This window comes from Yoonia ponticola (assembly GCF_014199395.1).
GTDB classification, from domain to species: domain Bacteria; phylum Pseudomonadota; class Alphaproteobacteria; order Rhodobacterales; family Rhodobacteraceae; genus Yoonia; species Yoonia ponticola.
Window position 1 is genome coordinate 326,767 of the sequence record NZ_JACIJM010000003.1, and the last position, 19,178, is coordinate 345,944.

At 55.8% G+C, this 19,178-nt stretch carries 15 protein-coding genes; 6 read left to right on the forward strand and 9 right to left on the reverse strand.

Translation table 11 applies throughout. The features are described 5' to 3' along the window. Window positions 1-55: 55 nt before the first annotated feature. Window positions 56-490, reverse strand: a complete 435-nt coding sequence (locus FHS72_RS06645) for a CBS domain-containing protein (RefSeq protein WP_183527343.1) — start codon at window positions 488-490, stop codon at window positions 56-58. Between the two features lie 47 nt (window positions 491-537). Then, window positions 538-1,428, reverse strand: a complete 891-nt coding sequence (locus tag FHS72_RS06650) for a LysR family transcriptional regulator (RefSeq protein ID WP_183527345.1) — start codon at window positions 1,426-1,428, stop codon at window positions 538-540. 100 nt (window positions 1,429-1,528) lie between these two features. Between FHS72_RS06650 and FHS72_RS06655 the strand changes: the two genes are divergently transcribed. The 5 genes from FHS72_RS06655 (at window position 1,529) to mmsB (ending at window position 6,598) form a co-directional block, all read left to right on the forward strand. Next, window positions 1,529-3,028: a CoA-acylating methylmalonate-semialdehyde dehydrogenase gene (locus tag FHS72_RS06655; protein WP_183527347.1), complete on the forward strand. Its 1,500-nt coding sequence runs from the start codon at window positions 1,529-1,531 to the stop codon at window positions 3,026-3,028. A 78-nt stretch (window positions 3,029-3,106) separates the two neighbouring features. Continuing rightward, window positions 3,107-3,454 carry a cupredoxin domain-containing protein gene (locus FHS72_RS06660; RefSeq protein WP_183527349.1) on the forward strand — a complete coding sequence of 116 codons (348 nt, stop codon included), beginning with the start codon at window positions 3,107-3,109 and terminating at the stop codon, window positions 3,452-3,454. 94 nt (window positions 3,455-3,548) lie between these two features. Next, the gene (locus FHS72_RS06665) at window positions 3,549-4,688 is read left to right on the forward strand and encodes an acyl-CoA dehydrogenase family protein (RefSeq protein ID WP_183527351.1); all 1,140 of its coding nucleotides are present in this window, start codon (window positions 3,549-3,551) and stop codon (window positions 4,686-4,688) included. Beyond that, complete coding sequence (locus FHS72_RS06670; RefSeq protein WP_183527353.1) at window positions 4,685-5,713, forward strand: enoyl-CoA hydratase/isomerase family protein; 1,029 nt, start codon at window positions 4,685-4,687, stop codon at window positions 5,711-5,713. The genes FHS72_RS06665 and FHS72_RS06670 overlap by 4 nt, the downstream gene beginning before the upstream one ends. A 3-nt stretch (window positions 5,714-5,716) precedes the next feature. Next, the gene (gene mmsB / locus FHS72_RS06675) at window positions 5,717-6,598 is read left to right on the forward strand and encodes a 3-hydroxyisobutyrate dehydrogenase (RefSeq protein ID WP_183527355.1); all 882 of its coding nucleotides are present in this window, start codon (window positions 5,717-5,719) and stop codon (window positions 6,596-6,598) included. A gap of 49 nt (window positions 6,599-6,647) precedes the next feature. On the opposite strand, the gene FHS72_RS06680 is transcribed toward mmsB, so the two are convergent. Together FHS72_RS06680 and uvrA are read right to left on the reverse strand one after the other, a co-directional pair. Beyond that, complete coding sequence (locus FHS72_RS06680) at window positions 6,648-7,265, reverse strand: GIN domain-containing protein (RefSeq protein WP_183527357.1); 618 nt, start codon at window positions 7,263-7,265, stop codon at window positions 6,648-6,650. Between the two features lie 9 nt (window positions 7,266-7,274). Further along, a complete protein-coding gene (gene uvrA, locus FHS72_RS06685) occupies window positions 7,275-10,139 on the reverse strand; it encodes an excinuclease ABC subunit UvrA (protein ID WP_183527359.1) in 2,865 nt (954 codons plus the stop codon). Between the two features lie 234 nt (window positions 10,140-10,373). Here uvrA and FHS72_RS06690 point away from each other — a divergent pair, with 234 nt between their 5' ends. After that, window positions 10,374-11,003, forward strand: coding sequence for a HupA family protein (locus FHS72_RS06690; protein ID WP_183527361.1), 630 nt, complete (start codon window positions 10,374-10,376; stop codon window positions 11,001-11,003). Between the two features lie 71 nt (window positions 11,004-11,074). Here the strand turns inward: FHS72_RS06690 and lpdA are convergent, their stop codons facing one another. The 5 genes from lpdA to FHS72_RS06715 form a co-directional block, all read right to left on the reverse strand. Then, window positions 11,075-12,469, reverse strand: coding sequence for a dihydrolipoyl dehydrogenase (lpdA, locus tag FHS72_RS06695; RefSeq protein ID WP_183527363.1), 1,395 nt, complete (start codon window positions 12,467-12,469; stop codon window positions 11,075-11,077). A 136-nt stretch (window positions 12,470-12,605) separates the two neighbouring features. Further along, entirely contained in the window at window positions 12,606-13,196 is a 591-nt protein-coding gene (locus FHS72_RS06700) for a DUF924 family protein (protein ID WP_221235359.1), read from the reverse strand. Next, a complete protein-coding gene (locus tag FHS72_RS06705) occupies window positions 13,180-14,517 on the reverse strand; it encodes an MFS transporter (protein ID WP_183527365.1) in 1,338 nt (445 codons plus the stop codon). The genes FHS72_RS06700 and FHS72_RS06705 overlap by 17 nt, the downstream gene beginning before the upstream one ends. Before the next feature lie 211 nt (window positions 14,518-14,728). Beyond that, window positions 14,729-15,781 carry a tRNA preQ1(34) S-adenosylmethionine ribosyltransferase-isomerase QueA gene (queA, locus tag FHS72_RS06710; protein ID WP_183527367.1) on the reverse strand — a complete coding sequence of 351 codons (1,053 nt, stop codon included), beginning with the start codon at window positions 15,779-15,781 and terminating at the stop codon, window positions 14,729-14,731. Continuing rightward, on the reverse strand, window positions 15,778-19,071 hold the full coding sequence (locus FHS72_RS06715) for a YhdP family protein (RefSeq protein WP_183527369.1): 3,294 nt from the start codon (window positions 19,069-19,071) through the stop codon (window positions 15,778-15,780). Before FHS72_RS06715 ends, queA begins: the two co-directional genes overlap by 4 nt. Window positions 19,072-19,178: the final 107 nt, after the last annotated feature.

Consider the following 19,178-nt stretch of genomic DNA (forward strand, 5'->3'; position numbering starts at 1 on the left):
TACGCCGCACGCAATATTATTGCGCGACAGATTGCAACAGCAAAGTAACGCGCCGTCAGTGACCCATGATCATCCCTTGCAGCGCGTCTTTTTCCATCGACAATTCGGCCAAGCGGGCTTTAACGGCGTCACCGATTGAAATCAAGCCGACCATTTTGCCGTCAACCATCACGGGCATGTGCCGGAACCGCCCTTCGGTCATTTTGGCCAGCACAGAATCGGCCTGTTCAGTGGGTTCGCAGGTGATGATTTTCGCGGTCATCAATTCGTGCACTTTTTGGTCCAAGCAGGACGGACCTGCGACGCCCAACGCCCGCACGATGTCGCGTTCGGACAAAATGCCTTCAAGGGTGTCGCCGTCTGTTGACACCACAAGGGTCCCGATCCGTTTGTCCGACAGCACCTTGGTGGCGTCGCCGACGGTGCTGTTGGGCTTGACCGAGATCACGCCGCCTTCGGGCTTTGTTTCCAATATCTTACTAACCAGCATATCTTCACCCCTTGCGTTACTTAATTTTGAGCGTCGCTCAGATTTGGCTAATCTGTCAAGCCTACAGTCTGCTCCAACCGCGCGACTTCCGCCTTGATCCCCGCGCTCAGTACCTCTGCGAACCGCGACAATCGTTCGGATTGGCGGTCTGATTTATGCCGAACAAGATACAAGGTGCGGGTTAACGAAACCTGATCGATCAATACCCGTCGCAGTTCTGGCGCGGCTTGAAGCGCAAAATCATGCACAAAACCAACCCCGCCGTGCCGCAACATCTGGACCTGCACAGCCACCGAATTTGACGCCAAAGCGACTGCTCGCGCGCCAATTTCCCCCAAATAATCCAACTCTTTGTCAAAGATCATATCGGGGATATATCCCACGATCCGCCGTCCATTGAGGTCATCAAGATGGTTAATCGGCAATGCATCGGCCCGCTGCGCAAGGTGCAGATTATAATCCGTGATCGCATCGACGTTCAGCCGTTGCGCTGCGGGCGGGCTGACTGTGACGGCCATATCCGCCTCGCGTTGCGACAGGTTAACCATGCGCGGCAACGCCAACACCTGCACCTCTAACCCCGGGTTATCTGCTTGGATCGCGGCAACGACCTGCGGCAGCACGTAGTTCGCGACCCCGTCGGGCGAGCCGATCCGGATCTGTCCGGTCAAGCCGCGCGTGCCGCCCTGCCCTTCGTCCATCGCCAACGCCAGCGCCGCTTCAGCCTCGATCGCTTTATCGCGCATCCGTTGGCCTAGATCGGTTAACGCGTAGCCTTGCGGTGACTTCACAAACAACGGCGCCCCCACAGCAGCCTCTAATCGGGCCACCCGTCTGCCCAATGTCGCGGGGTCCATTTTTAACGCGGGCGCGGCACCGGACAGTCCGTTTGCACGTGCGACGGCCAAAAATATCCGCATGTCGTCCCAGTTTTGCATCGCACGTCCTGACTTTTTTGCAAAATGATTTTGATATATTGGCGCTTTTCCTTGCGTTTTCGCAAGAGTAGAGTGAGCCCAAATCAAAGAGGAGTATCCCATGCAAGAGTTGACTCACTACATCAACGGCGAACACGTCAAAGGCACATCAGGCCGTTTCGCTGACGTCTTCAACCCGGCGACCGGCGAAGTACAGGCGAAAGTCCCACTCGCATGCCCCGCCGAGCTGGCGCATGCCGTTGAAATCGCTCAGAAAGCACAGCCAGCTTGGGCGGCTACAAACCCACAACGCCGCGCACGTGTGATGATGCGTTTTGTTGGCCTGTTGAACGATAACATGGACAAGCTTGCCGAAGCCTTGTCCCGCGAGCACGGCAAGACATTGCCAGACGCCGCAGGCGACGTGCAGCGCGGCCTCGAGGTTGTTGAATACTGCATCGGCGCGCCTGAAATGCTGAAAGGTGACTACACCGACAGCGCGGGTCCCGGCATCGATATGTACTCGATGAAACAAGCACTTGGCGTTTGCGCAGGCATCACGCCGTTCAACTTTCCAGCGATGATCCCACTGTGGATGTGTGCGCCTGCGATCGTGTGCGGCAACGCATTCATCCTGAAACCATCCGAGCGTGACCCCTCTGTGCCGCTGATGCTGGCTGAGTTGCTGGAAGAAGCAGGTCTGCCAAAAGGTATCATGCAGGTTGTAAACGGCGACAAAGAAGCCGTTGACGCGATCATCGATCACGACGTGATTCAGTCGATTGGTTTCGTCGGCTCGACCCCGATTGCGGAGTATATCTACGGTCGTGGCTGTTCAAACGGCAAGCGCGTGCAGTGCTTTGGTGGCGCGAAAAACCACATGATTATCATGCCAGATGCCGATCTGGACCAAGCTGCTGATGCGTTGATTGGTGCAGGTTATGGCGCTGCTGGCGAACGTTGCATGGCGATTTCGGTGGCCGTGCCTGTTGGTGAAGAAACCGCTGACAAGCTGATCGCAAAGCTGATCCCGCGTATCGAAAAACTGAAAGTCGGCCCTTACACATCCGGCAACGACGTTGATTACGGTCCCGTTGTGACGGCTGCGGCGAAAGAAAACATTCTGGGTCTCGTACAATCTGGCGTTGATCAAGGTGCGGAACTGGTTGTCGACGGTCGCGACTTTAGCCTGCAGGGCTACGAAGACGGTTTCTTTGTCGGCGCGCACCTGTTTGACCGCGTCACAACCGACATGGACATCTACCAAAAAGAGATCTTTGGGCCGGTTTTGAGCTGCGTTCGCGCACAATCCTACGAAGAAGCGATCACCATGGCGATGGACCACGAATACGGCAACGGCACCGCGATCTACACCCGCGATGGCGACACGGCCCGTGATTTCGCTAACCGGATCAACATCGGCATGGTCGGTATCAACGTGCCAATTCCCGTGCCGCTGGCCTATCACACGTTTGGCGGCTGGAAAAAGTCGGTCTTTGGCGACCTGAACCAGCACGGTCCTGACGCGTTCAAATTTTACACGCGCACCAAAACCGTCACATCACGCTGGCCGTCTGGCATCAAAGAAGGTGGCGAATTCTCTATTCCAGTGATGGAATAGTTAACTTCCGCGTTATGTTGAAACTAATTCGGGGGGCCATCCGTGGCTCCCCTTATACATTTTATAAGGGAAATACCGATGACACTTTTGACACGCCGCGCCACCCTACGCCTTGCCGCCACTTCATTCGCCCTGCCCTTGGCCGCAGCTATGGCCCGCGCGGATGGCCATGCCACGAACCACACCGTTGTGATCAAAGACTTCGCCTTCACCCCTGCCAATTTGCAGATCAAAGCGGGCGATACCGTCACGTGGGTTAACCAAGATAGCGCGCAACACAGCGCGTGGGAGTCCACCAATAACGCGTTTGACATCGGGCTTTTGTCGACGGGCCAATCCGCATCATTGACGTTCGCGCGTGCGGGCGCGTTCAACTACCGCTGCCGACCGCACGGCAACATGCGCGGCTCTATTACGATTTCCTAACGAATTTGACGGTCCCGCGCGTTTTCATTTTGACAACGTGCGGGCTTCGCGTCACCTTGATATTGAACGGTCGTTCAATTCGAGGAGGATGCTCATGGACTTTGCTTTAACCGAAGAACAAACCGCTATTTTCGACATGGCGCAGGCGTTCGGCGCAGAGAATATCGCGCCCTTTGCCCGCCAATGGGAAGCAGACGGAACCATACCAAAACAGCTTTGGAAAGACATCGGCGATCTTGGCTTTGGCGGTTTATATGTCTCTGAGGAAAGCGGCGGTTCTGGCCTGACGCGACTAGATGCGACGCTGGTTTTCGAGGCATTATCACAGTCCTGCCCCTCTGTCGCGGCGTTCCTGTCGATCCATAACATGTGCGCCCGCATGATCGACGCCTTCGGTTCCGACGCGATGAAAGCCGATCTTTTGCCCCGTGCGTTAACCATGGAAACGCTGCTGTCTTACTGCCTGACGGAACCGGGATCAGGGTCCGACGCGGCATCTCTCAAAACCAAGGCCGTGGCGACCGACGACGGCTACGCGCTGACTGGCACCAAGGCATTCATCTCTGGCGGCGGCTATTCCGACGGCTACATCATCATGGCCCGCACCGGCGAAGACGGCCCCAGAGGCATCAGCACATTCTACGTTGCTGACGGCACAGACGGGCTTTCGTTCGGTGGATTAGAGGACAAAATGGGCTGGCGGTCGCAGCCAACCCGTCAGGTCCAATTGGACAATTGCAACATTCCAAGCGCCAATTTGCTTGGTGAGACCGGAAAAGGTTTCACATATGCGATGATGGGCCTTGATGGCGGTCGATTGAACATCGCCGCCTGCTCGCTTGGTGCGGCGCAATCCGCGCTGGATCGGACCGTCACATACATGAGCGAACGTAAGGCCTTCGGCAAACCTATCGATCAATTCCAAGGGCTACAATTCCGGCTCGCGGACATGGAAATCGAGATGCAAGCAGCACGGATTTTTCTACGCCAAGCCGCATGGAAGCTCGACAACAAAACGCCCGACGCCTCGGCCTTTTGCGCCATGGCCAAAAAACACGTGACCGAAGTCGGCAGCCGCGTCGCCGATCAATGCCTGCAACTGCATGGCGGCTACGGATATCTGGCGGATTACGGTATCGAAAAAATCGTGCGTGACCTGCGCGTCCACCAAATCCTTGAAGGTACAAACGAGATCATGCGCGTCCTGACAGCCCGTCATGTGATGTCGAAATGAGCGACATTATCGCACGTATTGAAGGGGTTGCGGGACGGATCACATTGAACCGGCCCAAGGCGTTGAACGCATTGACGTGGGACATGGCGCTGGACATCGAAGCCGCGTTAGACGCTTGGGCAGACGATGACGCCGTGCAGGTCGTCATCATCGACGCGGCGGGCGAAAAAGCGTTCTGCTCTGGCGGCGACATCGCGGAAATCTACGCGACGGGCAAGGCCGGAAACTACGCATACGGCCAACGGTTCTGGCGCGACGAATACCGCCTCAACCGCAAAATTTACCACTACGACAAACCTATCGTCAGCTTCATGCAAGGCTACACAATGGGTGGCGGCGTTGGCGTCGGCTGCCACGGGTCACACCGGATCGTTGGCGAAACAACACAGATCGCCATGCCCGAAACCAGCATCGGGCTTGTACCGGACGTTGGCGGCTCGTTGATCCTCGCGACAGCCCCCGGTCACGTTGGCGAATACCTTGGCTTAACAGGCAGCCGGATTAACGCGGCAGATGCGATTTATGCAAATTTTGCCGATGCTTTCGTTCCAGAAGACCAGTGGAATGTTCTAAAAGATCAATTGTGCGACACCGGAAATCTTGGCTTGATTGACGACGCCGCGCAGGAATTCCAAGGTGGTATGCTGCGCGAAAACCAAACAGCTATTGACGCGGTATTTGGGGCGGATGACGTATTCGCGGCCTGCAAAGACGACACGACAGAGGTCATCCAAAGCGCTGCGAAAAAGATGTCACGCAACGCACCGCTCGCCTTGCAAGTCACCCTCGGGCTCATCCGTGCGGTGCGGGCCGATCCGACTATCGAAACCGCGTTGGACCACGAATTCCGCTATACATTTCGGTCGGCGCAATTCGGTGACTTCATCGAAGGCATCCGCGCCGCGATCATAGACCGCGACCGGACACCCGTATGGAAACACGCAACAATCGCGGACGTGAGCGACGCGGACATCGCACAAATGACCGCACCTTTGGGCAGCGACGCCCTGATTTGGGAGACATAAATTATGAAAATCGGTTTTATCGGATTAGGGAACATGGGCGGTCCAATGGCCGCAAACCTCTCAGCAGCGGGTCATACTGTCGTAGGGTTTGACACTGTCGCAAAACCCGACGGACTAACCATGGCAGACACCGCGGCAGGCGCTGTTGCTGACGCCGATGTGGTCATCACGATGCTGCCAAACGGTGACATTTTACGCGCGGTTGCAGCCGAAATTCACCCCGCGATGAAAGCGGACGCGGTGCATTTGGACTGCTCGACCGTCGACGTGGAGAGCGCGCGCGCCGTGGCCGAATTGGCCGAGGCCGCAGGACTGCGCGCGGTCGACGCGCCCGTCTCAGGTGGCATTGGTGGGGCTACCAACGGCACGTTAACCTTTATGGCTGGCGGGTCAGAAGAAGGCTTTGCTGCGGTGTCGCCATTGTTCGACACTATGGGGCAAAAAGCAGTGCACTGCGGCCCGTCCGGTAACGGTCAAGCAGCCAAAATCTGCAACAACATGATTTTGGGTGTCACGATGATTGCTACGTGCGAAGCCTTTGTTCTTGCAGATAAATTGGGGCTGGATCGACAAGCGATGTTCGACGTCGTCAGCACGTCCTCGGGGTATTCTTGGAGCATGAACGCCTACTGCCCCGCCCCAGGCATCGGCCCACAAAGCCCAGCTGACAACGATTACACACCCGGTTTTGCCGCAGATTTGATGCTGAAAGACTTAAGATTATCGCAGATGGCCGCAATCGCCGCCGACGCAGACACGCCGATGGGCGAAGTCGCGACGACGCTCTACGAGCGTTTTGTCGAGAACGAAGACGGCCGCGGGCGCGACTTTTCAGCGATGCTAACACGGTTTTCCAATCGCGGACGTGACCGTGACGCGGGCTGAAGCCGTAGTGTGAGTTGTTATGGCGAAATGAAGGGGCGGCGTGGTGTGATCACTGCGCCGTTTCGCCGAGGTCTTCAACGATTTGGGTTGTTTCTGAAATCGAAATCACCCCTGCTGTTTTGGTCTCGACTTCGGCGGTTTCGCAATTGAACGCACCTGCGTTTATTGTTGCTGAATCAATCGCTTCGGCGTCAAGAGCATCACAAGTACCGCTAATCGTGAGCCTCCCATTTTCGGTGGCGTAAAGGCTAGTTTCGTCCATGTCGAAGTCGTTTAGCGTGACAGTCCCACCTTCGAGCGCCTCGGCGCGAATACGATTGCCAGAGAACCCCGTGGCGGTGATCGACGCGGTCCCGTAGGCCTTGAGCGCGCGGGTGTTGGGCAGGGTCACTGTCAACGTCAGTTGGTCCTGCCGCGCGTATGGAAAGATGAACCAGCGCGTATTGCGGTTAACGGCCAGCCAATCGCCATATTTCTGCAGCCGGAATTGCGAAACATCACCCGATTGCGCTGTACCAACGATGGAAAACTCATCGCCCTGTACCAGTTCAACAGTGATCCCGTTCCGTACCTCGATATTTGATATGCCACTGAAATCAAAAGACTTTTCCTGCGCACTTACTGGCGCGGCAAGTAATATAGCGGCAAAGGCACTGATCTTGATCATGCGATTATCCTACTCAGCGGCCAATTTCGTGCCCTTAGGCAATAACATCTGTTTAAGATACCGACCTGTGTGGCTTTCTTCGACCTTGGCGACCTTTTCTGGCGTTCCTTTTGCCACAATGCGCCCGCCGCCGTCACCGCCTTCTGGGCCAATGTCGATAATGTGATCGGCGGTTTTGATGACGTCGAGATTGTGTTCAATTACAACCACAGAGTTACCTTGGTCGACAAGTTCGTGCAGCACCTCAAGCAGCTTGCGCACGTCCTCAAAGTGCAAACCTGTCGTCGGTTCATCAAGGATATACAACGTGCGACCAGTCGATCTGCGTGCCAGCTCTTTGGACAGTTTGACGCGCTGCGCCTCGCCGCCGGACAGCGTGGTCGCCTGCTGCCCGACTTTAATATAGCCAAGACCAACGCGCATCAAAGCGTCCATTTTCTCGCGAATTGATGGTACTGCGGTAAAGAACGTTTGCGCATCTTCTACAGTCATATCAAGGACATCTGCGATGCTTTTACCCTTGAATTTGATCTCTAGAGTTTCGCGATTGTAGCGCGCGCCTTTGCAGGTTTCGCATTCGACATAAACGTCCGGTAAGAAGTGCATCTCGATCTTGATCACACCGTCGCCTTGACACGCCTCGCAGCGGCCACCTTTGACGTTGAACGAAAAGCGACCCGGTTTGTAGCCGCGTGCCTTTGATTCGGGCAGGCCTGCAAACCAGTCACGAATGGGTGTGAAGGCACCCGTGTAGGTTGCGGGGTTGGAACGTGGCGTCCGGCCAATTGGACGTTGGTCGATATCGATCACCTTGTCGAGGTGTTCGAACCCTTTGATCGTTTCGCAAGGCGCAGGTGCTTTGCGTGCGCCGTTCAGCTTTTGCGCCGCATTTTTGAACAATGTCTCGATGGTTAACGTCGACTTGCCGCCGCCAGAGACGCCCGTCACGCAAACAAATTGCCCCAATGGGAAGTCCGCAGTGACGTTTTGCAAGTTGTTGCCGGTCGCCTTTACCACGGTAAGCTTTTTGCCATTACCCTTGCGCCGTTTCTTAGGCACCGCGATTTCACGCGCACCGGTAAGATACTGACCTGTAATGGAATTTGGGTCTGCCATAATGTCAGCAGGCACGCCCTCGGACACGACTTGACCGCCGTGAACCCCTGCCCCCGGACCGATGTCAAAGACATAATCTGCTTCACGGATCGCCTCTTCATCGTGTTCGACAACGATCACGGTGTTACCTTGGTCGCGCAGGTTTTTTAACGTGGTTAACAGTCGGTCGTTGTCGCGCTGGTGCAAACCGATTGACGGCTCGTCGAGGACGTAAAGCACGCCTGTCAGGCCCGATCCGATCTGCGAAGCAAGCCGAATACGTTGGCTTTCACCACCCGAAAGCGTGCCGGAATTACGCGACAGTGAAAGGTAATCAAGACCGACATTATTCAAGAAACCAAGCCGTTCGCGAATTTCTTTCAGAATCGCCTTGGCGATTTCGTTCTTCTGCGCCGACAGGCTATCCGGCACCGATTGGCACCATTCATAGGCTTCTTTGATCGACAGTTGCACAACTTTACCGACATGCAGGTCACCAATACGCACGGCCAATGCTTCTTCGCGCAAACGGTAGCCACCACATGAACCGCAGGGTCTATTGTTTTGATATTGCTCGAATTCTTCGCGAATCCAGTTGCTATCTGTCTCGCGATATCGGCGCTGCATGTTCGGGATTACGCCCTCGAACACACGTTTAACGCTATAGACCCGACCGCCTTCGTCGTACCGGAATTGGATTTCTTCTTTGCCTGAACCGCGCAGAAACACCTCTTGGACCTTCGGGTCGAGCTCTTTCCAGCGCGCGGTTTTGTTGAAGCCGTAATGTTTCGCTAAAGCTTCAATCGTCTGTAGGAAATACGGTGACTTGCCTTTGCGCCACGGGGCCAAAGCGCCGTCAGCGATCTTTAATGTTACGTCAGGAACGACCAGCCCTTCGTCGAAAAACAGCTCTACACCTAGCCCGTCGCAGGATGCGCAGGCGCCAAATGGTGCGTTAAACGAGAACAGGCGCGGCTCAATCTCTGGGATAGTGAAGCCGGACACTGGGCACGCAAAATTTTCCGAAAAGGTAAAGCGTTCCGCCTCGCCTTCGGCCGGTGCTGTTTCCAAAACCGTGATGCCGTCAGCCAGATCAAGGGCTGTGCGGAAACTGTCCGCAAGCCGCGTTTCCAAACCTTCGCGAACGACAATCCGGTCCACCACGACGTCGATATCATGGCGGTATTTTTTGTCCAAAGTTGGCGGTTCGTCGAGCTCATAAAACGCGCCGTCGACTTTCACACGCTGGAAGCCGGATTTGCGTAACTCTAAGAATTCTTTGCGGTATTCGCCCTTCCGGTCGCGCACAATCGGGGCCAGCAGATAGCCGCGTGTGCCTTCGGGTAGCGCCATCACGCGGTCGACCATGTCCTGCACCTGTTGGGCTTCAATCGGCAGTCCTGTCGCAGGCGAATAAGGTGTCCCTGCCCGCGCATAAAGCAGTCGTAAGTAGTCGTAAATTTCGGTGATTGTGCCAACCGTAGACCGTGGGTTTTTCGACGTCGTTTTCTGCTCAATCGAGATCGCCGGAGACAACCCAGAGATGTGATCGACGTCTGGTTTTTCCATCATATCGAGGAACTGACGCGCATAGGCCGACAGCGATTCAACGTAGCGGCGCTGTCCTTCGGCGTAAATCGTATCAAAGGCGAGCGACGACTTGCCAGACCCCGACAACCCCGTGATCACGACCAATTTGTCGCGTGGGATATCCACGTCGATATTCTTGAGATTGTGTTCGCGTGCGCCGCGTACTTCGATGTTCTTCAGCTCTGCCATCTGGCACCCCCAAGGTCCGTTACGACATGACATAGTCATGTTCGCAGAATTCTCCAGTCCGCGTTTAGAACATTAATGGAACATTAGGAAGAAAATATCGCGACCAAAGGGCAAATCGCAGCAGACTTTGGATTTGTTAACCGTTTCTTTACGAAATTCCCTTAGCCGAAGTATCAGCGTCACTGCGTTACAATCGACGCTACTAGCCGAACTGATTGATAAGGACCCAATTCTATGAATTTTATTAAAACTCTCATCGCTGGCACTGGCCTTTTTGCTGTGGCTGCCTGCGGCGGATCAAACTCTGGCTCCGATGAATTTGTTGTTTCGTCTGGCGTTTTAGAAGAAGTTGAACTGCCATCGGGTGACGACTACGCTGAACTGCCAAGTGTTCTCAAAGGCCTTGTGAACGAGTTTAAGGACCTCAACGAGTTGAATGTGGCGACGGTAACCGTGCCGAGCGGCAGTGCGGATTACAGCGGCGTGCTAGGTTTCGGGGTTGACGATGATGCCTATCTCTCTGGTGATCTTGCAATGACCGCGAATTTTGATGACCTGACGTTTAATGGCACCTACAGCAATATCACAGGCCAATCAGACGAAGGCGAGGCACTGACCGTCATCGGCAGCGTTCCTGTTGCAACGACCATCCGCAACAACGGTGACAAGGTCACATTCGACGGCGCGGCTGTCGGTGATGTGACGTTAGCGGGCGCCGCATACCGTTTTGATGCCAACATCGATGGTGCTTTCGGCGGTACAGACGGCGAGGTCGCATTGGCGCAAGTCAGCGGCAATATCTATGACTATGCAGAGCAAGAATACGAAGAGATTGACGGTCTCGCCATGTTAGAACAGGACTAATATCGGCAGTATTCAATACTAAAAAAGGGCAGCACTTTCGCTGCCCTTTTTCTGTGTGAAATCCTCATGAATTACATGTGGATGACGCGATCATAGGCATCCAGAACGCTTTCGTGCATCATTTCTGACAGCGTCGGGTGCGGGAAGACGGTGTTCATCAAGTCCTCTTCTGTGGTCTCCAACTGGCGGCCAACGACATAGCCTTGGATCAGCTCTGTGACTTCAGCGCCAACCATGTGTGCGCCTAAAAGTTCGCCGGTTTTCGCGTCAAAGATCGTTTTGACCATGCCTTCAGGTTCACCCAATGCAATCGCCTTGCCATTGCCGATGAACGGGAAACGGCCCACTTTGATCTCGAAACCCAGTTCTTTTGCTTTGGCTTCGGTGTAACCGACTGACGCGACCTGAGGATGGCAATATGTGCACCCTGCAATTGACTCAGGCTTGACCGGATGCGCGTGTTTGCCCGCGATCAGGTCCGCGACCATAACACCTTCATGCGATGCTTTGTGCGCAAGCCACGGTGCGCCCGCGATGTCGCCAATCGCATACACCCCATCAACGCCCGTGCGGCAGAATTCATCGGTCACAACATGGGTGCGGTCGATTTTGACACCCAATGCTTCCAACCCGAGGTCTTCGACGTTGCCCACAATGCCAACGGCGGAAATGACAGTGTCGAATTCCATTTTCTCGACTTTGCCGTTTGCCTCGATATGGGCCGTGACCTTGCCTTTGCCGCGATCAAGCTGTTTCACCATGGATTTCTCCATGATTTTCATGCCTTGTTTGACGAACTGCTTCTTGGCGAATGCGGAAATTTCTGCGTCTTCAACTGGCAAAACGCGGTCCATAACTTCGACAACAGTCGTGTCACAGCCGAGCGTATTGTAGAAGCTGGCGAATTCGATGCCGATTGCGCCCGAGCCGATGACCAACAGTTTCTTGGGCATCCGTGGCGGGTTCAGCGCGTGTTTGTATGTCCAAACCAAATCGCCGTCAGCCTCTAGGCCCGGCAATTCGCGCGCACGTGCGCCCGTCGCCAGCACGATGTTTTTCGCGGTTAACTCGTCGGTGCCTTTGTCGGTCTTAACGGACACTTTGCCTTTAGCGGGCAGCGTCGCAGCCCCCATAAAGACAGTGACTTTGTTCTTTTTCATCAAGTGACCGATGCCCCCTGACAATTGCCCCGCCACATCTCGGGACCGTTTAACCACCGCGTCGAGATCGTACTCGATACCCGTGGCCTTCAGTCCAAATTCTTTTGCACGATGCATCAAGTGGAACACTTCGGACGACCGCAGCAACGCTTTCGTGGGGATACAGCCCCAATTCAGGCAAATACCGCCCAAATGTTCGCGCTCAACAATCGCAACCTTCATACCAAGCTGCGCACCGCGAATCGCGGCAACATAGCCACCCGGTCCTGCGCCTATTACGATCAAGTCAAAGGTCTGTGCGGCCATTGGAATCTCCTCCAGAGTGAAATTAGTTTGATGCTAAACTAATTTTTTACAGACCTCTAGTGACCTTCCAGATTTGCGATTATCTTCACGCAGGCGGATTTAAATCGCCCCAATGCCCACCATAGCTAGGCGAAGATTAAGCCGCCGCCCCTTGGACCTTGCGCAACTCGTAACCGTAGCCACCAGCATTTAAAAACCTTTGTTCTGCTGGGGTTGTTTCGCGGCCAAGCGCGGTATTCCGGTACGGAAACCGTCCGAATTCCGCGATGATGTTGCGATGCGCGATGCCATGCTCACGGTTGTTTTCACCCGTTTCTGGCATCCGTGTTGCAAAAAGTTTGATGGACAAGTCGTGATCCGCCAAAACTTCGGAATGCATTAACGGCATATAAACGAATTGGCGTTCAGGTTCAGGGATCAGCATGTCCCATTCTTTGTCCAAGGCGTATTGCGTCGCAGCCCGGCTCATTGCGTCGGTCGCAAAAGAGGCACCGGTGCCGCGAAACATGTTACGCGGAAACTGGTCACACAGGATCAAATAGGCAAGCAGGCCATTCGGCGTGTCGAGCCAGTCCTGACAGCGCCCGTCGCGGGCCTCGTCCCACGTGGGCTGAAACCTGCGGCGGATTTCGGCATCAAGGTCGGGGTTCACCACATACCAATCGCGCGGCGCGAGGGTATGCAGCCAATAATCGGTGACTTCGCTCGGGTTAGCTATTTTTGACATTAGATGCTTCCTCTTCGGCGGCTTCTGCTTCTGCTTCTGCTTCTGCTTCTGCTTCTGCTTCTGCGATAACCTCTTCTTCAGCCTCAATATAGACCTCTTGGGCAACTTCCGCGATCACAGCGGTACTGGCCGCCGAAATCGGTGCGTAAGGAACGTTGTCGTAAACCGTGTCGTGTTCGCGCTGCGTCATCCGGTACATCGCGTAGGCTGAAATCGCGGACATCAGTACGAGCAGGAAAATCCAGTAGCCAGCAGGCCCGACCCGATCCATCATATACCCCAAAATCAACGGCCCCGATACAGCCCCAACCCCGTTCACGAACAACAGCCCGCCAGACGCGCCAGCCATGTCCTCTTTTTGCAAGTAGTCGTTAGTGTAGGCGATCAGCAGCGCATAAAGCGGGTTCGACGTGCCGCCCATCATGATGCCGCCAATCACAATCGGCACAAACGGATCTTCAAAATAGCTGCCCGCCGCAAATGCGATCAAGCACCCAACGGCCCCAAAAATCCCGAGCCCGATAATCAAAATGCGGCGGTCGATCCGGTCTGATAGCCAGCCGATCGGGTATTGGAACACCAGAGCCGAGATATAAATCGCCGAGATAAACAACGAGATTTGTCCGACTGACAGACCGACCCGTTGGCCGTAAACCGCTGACATACCGAATTGTGCTGCAAAGACGCCGCCCAACAAGAACATGCCGACACTGCCCAAAGGTGACGTTTGCACCAGCAGTTTGATGCTCATCGGTTTTGCCGTGCCGAATTCCGGGCTTTTCCCAGCGCTTAGCAAAATCGGCGCAAAGGCCAGCGACACCAGCATCGAGGACACGATGAACAGGATGTAACCGCTGATATCGCCCAAAGTGATGATGTATTGCGCGGTCACGATGCCCGCCATTTGCACGATCATATATATCGACAAGGCTTGGCCGCGGTGTTCGTTATCTGCAGAATCGTTCAGCCAGCTTTCGGCGGTGATATACACGCCGCAAAAGCAGAACCCGATGATAGTACGGCCTAAAATCCATGCCCAAGGTTCGGTTAACGTCGGATACAGGATCAAAACGGCAGAAATTGTGGACGCAAGCGCCGCAAAGACCCGCACGTGGCCAACCTTGCCGATCATCTTTGGTGTGAACCGCGATCCGCCCAAAAAGCCTGCAAAATAGGCCGACATCACAATCGAAATTTCGGTGGTTGAAAAGCCTTCAACCTCGCCGCGCAGACCTAACAATGTCCCTTGTAGACCGTTGCCGATCATCAACATGAACATGCCAAGGAACAATGCCCATGACGCGATAAATACCTGTACCATAAAGGCCTCCGTATGGGCGTGTTTTCTGCCGCCTACGCGGGCACTCGTATCGGGTCTAGTCTGAAAACGACACTATTAGCGACATTTCGCTAAGGATATGTTAAGTTTGGAAAACACGGTGCGAAACAACGGCACCAAAGGTCGACGCAGCCACGTCGCAAACACACACGTTAACCCAATGGTAACGCATGTCCAGTAACATCATCCTAAGTCAGTCGTTCGGCAGCAAAACAGAGGCATCACCGTATGAAAAGAACCTGTAGTCGTGGGTCAGCGCATGGGCGTAGATCGCCTTGATCTGATCGACGCCCATTAACGCAGACACGAGCATCATCAGCGTCGATTTTGGCAAATGGAAATTCGTCATCAAACCGTCAGTCAACTGGAATTTAAACCCCGGCGTAATGAAAATATCGGTGGCCCCTGACCATGCGTGCAGTTGCCCGTCTTTGGCAGCGCTTTCGATCAGGCGCAGCGCAGTCGTGCCCACCGGAATGATCCGCCCGCCAGCAGCTTTGGTTGCGTTCACTTCGGCGGCGGCAGTGGCTGAAACCTCGCCACGTTCCGCGTGCATTTTGTGGTCCGCGATGTTGTCCACCTTGACGGGCAAGAACGTACCCGCGCCCACATGCAGCGTAACTTTAGTAAACTCAACGCCCATATCCGCGAGCGTTTTCAACAGGCTATCATCAAAATGCAACGACGCCGTTGGGGCCGCAACCGCGCCCGCATTCTCTGCCCAGGCCGTTTGGTAATCCGTCTTGTCCGCATCATCTGCTGGGCGTTTTGCGGCGATATAGGGCGGCAACGGCATCGCCCCGACCGCATTCAGAGCCGCATCGAAATCATCGCCCGTCACATTGAATTGCAGCAGCCCCTGCCCGTCAGCACGACTAATCATCGTCGCGGTCAACGCATCGGAAAACACGATCTCTTCGCCGTCTTTCACCTTTTTCAACGGTTTGATCAGCGCCGCCCAAATACCGTCCGGTTGCGGGTCTAGCAGGGTCACTTCGATCTTGGCGGACATGCGCCCTTGGGCCGTGTCGCGCCAGCGCAAACCGGACAGCCGCGCAGGGATCACTTTGGTATCATTCAGGATCAGACGATCGCCTGCCCGCAATATGTCAGGCAGGTCAAAAACATGCCGATCCGTGATCGTATCACCCTTTGCTAACAACAACTTGGCCGAGGTGCGCGGCTTCGCAGGGCGCACCGCAATCCGGTCGTCAGACAAGGGAAAATCGAAATCAGAAAGCTTCATTGCGGAACCTGTGGCGGCGGTCTGCGGAAAATTTCGCGGAACATACCGGGCGTAAAAGCGGACAGAGGGTTAACGCTGATGCGCGGTGCATCCGCCGTGCCGCCGATGTTAAAATTGAACCCGATCAGCCCCTCACCGCGTCGGGTGAAAATCGAACCAATCGCGTTGATGATATAGAGCGGCGAAACCACGCCTTGAAAGTCCATTTGCTTGCTCGCGAGCGTGTAGATCCCATCCAGCGAAATGCCAAGCCCCGGCCCCACGGCACTTGATTGCGTTAGGATCACGTGTTGCGGGGTCAGGCGGAATTGCGCGTCCACTTCGTCGAACGCAATGCCCTGCCCGTCAAGTTGCTGCAGCAGACCCACGACGCTGATCGCATCCAAAAGTGCGGCCATCACAGGTGCATCGCGAATGCGCAGCGACCGGATGGCAAGCGTGCCGTCAAAGGTGCCATCGCCCCCCGTCGGCAGCAAGGTCAGGTCTAACGTGCCGCCCGCCGCGTTGCGCAAAAGCCCCGCCGCACGCGCCAAACCGCCCGCATCATCGCTGACCAACCGCACCGCAGAGCGCCCATTGCGCGGTGCGACCGTGCCTTTGATATTAGCGGCATCGTTGAGCCGCGCATTGAACTGTCCAGCAAAACCGCCAGTGCTAGTGAAATCGCCGACCAAACGGTTCAGCGCGATACCTTCGGTGACTTGCAGCCGGTCCAGCGCAATAGAAATCGGCCCCGATGCCGACCCGCTACTAGCCCCGAAATTCGCACGGCGCAGATCAACGCTACCGCCCTTAATCTCGACACCCACCGGACGACCCACACCGCGCCCGCGCAGCGTGATCGGCGCATTCAGCCAATCGCCAACTTGCACGCGGTTAAATCGCGCCCGTTCCAGCGATCCATCCGCCTGAAACGTCACATCGCCTTGCACGTCTAGACCGCCGCCTTGGATTTGCAGATCGTCGACCTGCGGATCAGCGCCAAGCCTACCGCTCACCAGCAAATTCCCCGCCGTGTCACGCGACTTTGACCAGCCAACCGCCGGAATAGCCACGCGCATCCCGCGCAAATTCGACGTGATTGTATAGCGAGGGGCCTGCCCTGTTTGCAGCCGCAGATCAATCTGGCCCGCGCTGCTTCCCGCGACAGATCCAGGCGGCAAAGTGATGTCAAAGGCGTCCATCGCGGCCTGCGATAGCGTCAGCCCGGCCTGTAATCTGCTGCCCGACCCATCAAATTGCTGCACCCATTTGCCGTCAATCGTGATCCCGTCCACGGTCGCGGGCCCTTCGATTTCCAACCGCGTTTTGTCCACGTACAAGGACAACCGATCAGCGGACAGGCTACGGTTCGGGATCAAACGGTCACTCGACAAATGACGCAACACGGCGTTCGCAGAGACCACAAAATCAGCGGCCTGATTGCCGCGTCGCATCGGGTGGGTCAGCGCGATTTGGGCGTCCACATGCCCGTTCGCCATATCAATCGGCAGCTTTGCGCGGCTGATTAATCCCAGCGGCGGCACGTCTAGCAACGACATGACGGCGGTCGCGGGGCCAGCGACGTGCAGGTCATATTCCGCCTGTCGCGGGTCCATGTTGATATCCGCGACATGCAGCGTCGTGCCGCCCAAATCGACGACCCCGCCTTGCTCTGCCGTGACCAATCCGTCGTCCACCGTCACCGTAAACGTCTGGTCCGTGAACGCCCCCACGCCCGATCCGTCGATGACCGGCGGCATGGTGTTCAGGAACCGAACATCGGCTTGCGAAAACGCAAAATTCCCGCCGACCTGTGGCGGCAGCCCCGGTGCCTTGCGCAATGCGAAATGAACGTCGGTGTAGATCGCATCGGGAATTTGCCGTTCCAACCAGCCACGCGATGCCCCCCCGATAGACGCGGGCCAAAGGCGCAACAAAGCAGCATGGTTCATTTCCGAGATATGACTATCAACGGCCACGTCCCAGCCCGCATCAGTCGCCGCAAACCGCCCCTTGGTCAGCAGATTTACGTCGTCCGCTTGGACAAAGACTTGGCCCAGATCAATCGCAAAGGGGCGCATGTGCAACCGCATATCGACCTGCATAAGTGGCAGCGTTAACCCATCATCATAGATCCCCGGAGGGGTCAAAACCGTGTCGGTAAAGCTGAATTGCCCAACCAAAGATTGTGGTAAACCGTCCTGAATATCCTTCAGAAACGCCTGCCCGTTTGCACGCAACTCGCCCCAATCGCTGCTGATTTCCAACTGGTCAAAAGTGATCGTATCTGCGGCGGGATCAAAGCTAAGGTAGGCTTTGGCTGCATCAAACTGGATCGGCTCTGTCGCGGGGTTCGGCTGCAACGCGCCCTGCCCTAATTCCAACGCCGCATTCAACGGCCCTAGCGCACCCGCCTCGTCCAGAACTGTGCGCAACGTCAATGAAATAGGGGCATTAATCTCTGCCATCCAACTCAGCGCCGCCGATTGCGCCGCAATATCGGACGCAAATGCATCGGTGATCGTGACGCCAAAGTCAGCGGCCCTGCTGCCGCGTTCACTGGCGTAGGTCATGGTTAATTCCGTGACGCCCGCCCCGCCTGACAGCACCGAAAACGCACCGCGCAAATCGGTGGTGTTGTCCGTCAGATCAAGGTCAATCTCGCCACCATCCACGGTCCACGCTTTGCCTGCCCGGGCGTCTTGGTAGTTAATTATCAAACCGTCGGCACTGATCGTCTCAAGTGCAGCCAGCGACGGCTGCTCGAACGCTTGATCAAACTGGTCGAGCAATTCAACAAAACTACCAGCCCGCCCGACGTCCGCAGCACCCGATTGAAACGCAAGCGCCACGGTCCCGTCCGCATTACGGCGCAGGTTGATCTGCACGCCGCTCAACTGAACATCCTGCATCAACGCATCACCTTGGTACACCAAACCGCGCGGCGACATCAGCCCCTGCACCACCGGAATACGGACAACAGCCGTGCCAGCGGCATCGGTCAAAACGGTGTCATGCAACGTAACGCGCGGGTGTAAATCACGGCCAATGTTCACCGTCACTTCACCAAAGCTCAGCGCACCACCGCTGAGGAAATCACCCGCAGTCGCTTCGACCCGGGTCTTGATCCACGTCGGCGCGGAAATATCGCGGTCCAAAATTGCAACGAGCCCGACCATCACCAGCACCAACGGGGTGAGCAACAAAATCGCTACCATTTTCATACCATGATGGCCCCAATGACGCCACGCGCGGAGCGCGGGCTTGGCCGTCGTGTCTTGATCTGGTGCCTGTTCTGGTGCGGTCATTGCAGCCCATTCTGGGGGTCTTGGTGGAAATTGCGATCCTGGCCTTTATCTTTGCGCGACTTGCCCTAAAACAAAACCAAGAAATGTAGCGTGACAAAGGATACCCG